4 protein-coding genes are annotated in these 3,824 nt (G+C 23.4%); all 4 read left to right on the top strand.

The genetic code is table 4. The features are described from left to right. Positions 1–960, top strand: a 960-nt coding sequence (locus tag BU00_RS0103340; protein WP_027121471.1) for an MSC_0618 family F1-like ATPase beta subunit, incomplete at its 5' end; no start/stop codon positions are given. Positions 961–1,629: 669 nt separating this feature from the next. Continuing rightward, positions 1,630–2,115 (top strand): hypothetical protein, encoded by a 486-nt coding sequence (locus tag BU00_RS0103330; protein ID WP_027121469.1) that lies wholly within the window; start codon positions 1,630–1,632, stop codon positions 2,113–2,115. A 110-nt stretch (positions 2,116–2,225) separates the two neighbouring features. Continuing rightward, complete coding sequence (locus BU00_RS0103325; protein WP_027121468.1) at positions 2,226–3,131, top strand: ROK family protein; 906 nt, start codon at positions 2,226–2,228, stop codon at positions 3,129–3,131. 84 nt (positions 3,132–3,215) lie between these two features. Further along, positions 3,216–3,824 (top strand): signal recognition particle receptor subunit alpha (locus tag BU00_RS0103320; RefSeq protein ID WP_027121467.1); only part of this gene is annotated, 609 nt, incomplete at its 3' end.

Raw genomic sequence — 3,824 nt, 5'->3', positions numbered from 1 at the left:
AAAATCGGTATCTTTGGTGGTGCTGGAGTTGGTAAAACTGTTTTAATGAAAGAAATTATTTTTAATGTTAACAAAAAAAGCGAAAATACTTCAAATATTTTCATAGGTTCAGGGGAACGTTCAAGAGAAGCAATTGAGTTATATAACGAACTTCAAGATTCAGACTTGATGTCAAAAACTTCTATGTATATTTCTAAGATGAACGAATCACCTGGTGCTCGTATGTCTATTGTTCCAATTGGTGTTACAGCCGCTGAATATTTAAGAGACCAAGAAAAACAAGATGTTTTATTATTTATTGATAACATTTACCGTTTTTTACAAGCAGAAAACGAAACAAGTGCTACTTTAGGTAAAAGACCTTCTGTTGGTGGATACCAATCAACACTTGAAAGTGATGTTGCAAGTATTCAAAACAGATTATACAAAAACCAAAACGGTTCAATTACTTCATTCCAAACAATGTTTTTACCAATGGATGATTTATCAGATGCTTCTGCTGTAGCTGTGTTTAACCACCTTGATGGAAGTTTAGTTCTTTCTCGTGCTCAAACAGCTAAAAACATCTTCCCTGCTTTTGATCCTCTTGCTTCACAATCAAACTCAGTTAATGTTGAATTACTTGGTAAAGAACACTTTGAAGCAGTTATCGAAGCAAAAAGAGTTCTTAAAGCATATAAAGACCTTGAAGATGTTATTCTTATTCTTGGTTTTGATGAACTTGATACAGAAAGCAAAAACACTGTTAGAAAAGCATTACAACTTGAAAACTTCTTTACACAAAACTTCTTTATGACAGAACACTTTACAAAAAATCCTGGACAATATGTTTCTTTACAAGATACAGTTCAAAGTGTTAGAAGAATTCTTGATGGTAAATATTTAAAACAAAGTCCTGAAATTTTCCAATACGTTGGTTCAAACTTAGATATCCCAACCGATGAAGAATTAGGATTATAATTTCAAAACAATTATGTTTAACATAATTGTTTTTAATTAAAAATTTTAGTTTTTTAAGAATATTTGCAAAAAATAATAGGGTAATATTCTTTAAGAAAAAAATTGTTATATTTCCATTTTTAAAGATACAATAGTTGAATATTCAGTTTAAATTCTTTTAAAAAAAACTATATAAAATCTTATAAAATAATACAAATATATTTTTTGAAAAATTATAAATTAATATATATATATATATATGAATAAAACATTTATATATATAACACTAAGTGCAGTGATATGAATTTTTATATTTATTTTTATTTTTCTAAAATTAAAAAGTAAAAAAAGAAAAATAAATAAAATTCAAAAAAATAAAGAATATTGACTACCAATTTCACAATTAAATTTACAAAAAATTTTAAATTATCCTAATTTTAATACTACAAATAATTTAAGAATGGTGTTTATTGTATTATTATAGATAATTGATTTTATGTAGGAAAAACAACAACAAGTTTTGAAAAAAGATTTAACTCTCATAAAAAAAGACTTAATGAGTATTTATCTTTAATTAATTATGATTCAATTATAAATGATAATAAATTAGCACTAAATAATTGAAAACAAGTTTTTAATAATCAAAAGCAAGAAACACAATTATATGCTAAAATCACATCTTTATTAATTTTGAAAAAAATAAGAATTGAAGACATTCAATATAAAATTTTGTGGTGTTCTGATTCATCATATGATAAAAATTTTAAAAAATCTGTTTTTAAAAAAGAAATTGAATTTATAAAAAAATTTAAATCATATATTTATGGATTAAATGCTTTTAGCATAACAGCTTTTATAAAAGAACGCCCAAAAGAAAACATTAATAAATGATATAACAAAAAATACTTTAAAAATGATTTTGTAAATCAATGTAACGATTTTATAAAAAGTTTAAATTGATTTTTAGAAAATCAAATTTTACTTAAATATTATTGAGTAAATTATAATTTAATTATTGCTTTAAAATCACTTAAAGATTTTTGTATGCTAATTTATAAATATGATAATAAAGATTTTGAATTTATTCAAAAAATAAAAAAGAAAGAAAATTATATTAAAAATAGTATTTTAAAAGAATTAAAATATTTTAAACCAGAAAATAAAAATTCAGATTAATAAAACTATAAATAAGATTTATTATCTTAAATTCAGGAGATATTATCTCTGGGTTTCAAAATTTTTAAAACTTCATTTTTAAAAAGTATAAAAGATAATAAAATATTACTATGAATAAAACAAAACAAAATAAATATGCAACAATTGATGTTGGTGGAACTAACACAAGATTTGCTTTATTTAATGAATTAGGTCAAATTATTTTAAAAGAAAAAACACAAACAGATTATTTAGATGCACACAAAACTTCTCAATGAATTAAGGATCAAATATTAAAACATAATATAGAATATCTTGCTTTATGTATACCTGGTCCAAGTGATTATAAAAATGGAATTATTTTAAAAAGCCCGAATTTAGGTGGTTCATGAGTAAATTTTGACTTAAAATCATTTTTATTAGATAAAACAAAAATTAAACATATAATTTTTGAAAATGATGCTAATGCAATGGCACTTGCGAATCACAAAAATTTTAAACAATCAAAAGATTCGATTAGTCAATTTTTTACAATAAGTACTGGTTTTGGAGCAGGTTTAATTATTAATGATCAAATATATCACGGTAATAATTACTATGCACAAGAAATAGCGCAAATACCATTATCAAAAAGTGGTTTTGATGGAGAACATCGTTTAAAAAATCAATATGCTCTTGAATTGCATTGTTCTGGTAGTGGAATTGAAACAAAAGCAAAGTTTTTAAAGGTTGCAAACAATGCAAAAGAAGTATTTGAAAAAGCCAATTTAGGAGATTTAAAGGCACAAGAGATTGTCAAACAAGCACAAGAAGCTTTAACTAATGTTTTTGCTACATCAGCAGGTATTTTAGCACCACACAATTTTTTTATTGGTGGTTCATTAGGTTTAGCTCAAAAAGAATTCGTTAAACAAGCATTTGAAAAAGCCAAAGAAATTTCTGATTTTAATCACTTTAATAATATTCATTTATATTTTGATAATTTAGGTGATGATTCTGCTTTAATTGGTTTATATTATCTTGCCAAAGAACACTAATTTTAAAACATAAATTTATTAAAATTTATGTTTTTATTTTACGTTTTTATATCTAAAAATTCTTTTTTAAAGTAAAATATAAATATGAATTTTTTTAAGAAGTTAGTTAATAAAGTTTTCAAAAAAGAAGAGAAAAATATTGAAGAATTAAAACTTGAATTAAAACAAGAAAAAGAACAAGAAATTATCAAAACAGAAAAATTTCAAAAGTATGAAAAGGGTCTGCAAAGTAGTTCAGATTTTGGTAAAAAATTACTAGAATTACAAAATAAATATGTAAAAATTGATGAAGAGTATTTTGAAGAATTAGAAGAAATTTTAATCATGTCTGATATTAATATGAAACTTGTTGAAGTTATCATTGAAAGAGTTAAAAAAGAAGTTAAAATCAATAATATCGATGATCCTAAATTGATTGGTGAAATTATTTCAGATCAAATGTTTATCATATATACAAGTAACAAAATTACTGATACGACTTTAAATTTTGAACAAGGAAGATTAAATATTTTTGTTTTTGTTGGTGTTAATGGTTCAGGAAAAACTACTTCAATAGCAAAAGTTGCTAATAAATTTATTTCACAAGGTAAAAAAGTATTAATCGCTGCCGGTGATACATTTAGAGCTGGTGCAGTAAACCAACTTGAAATTTGAGCAAATAGAATTGATGCAAGTATTGTTAAACCAGTTAAA

Origin of the sequence: Mycoplasma leonicaptivi ATCC 49890 (assembly GCF_000622205.1) — a bacterium.
GTDB lineage: Bacteria > Bacillota_I > Bacilli_A > Mycoplasmatales > Metamycoplasmataceae > Mycoplasmopsis > Mycoplasmopsis leonicaptivi.
This window is presented reverse-complemented; position numbering and strand designations above follow the sequence as displayed.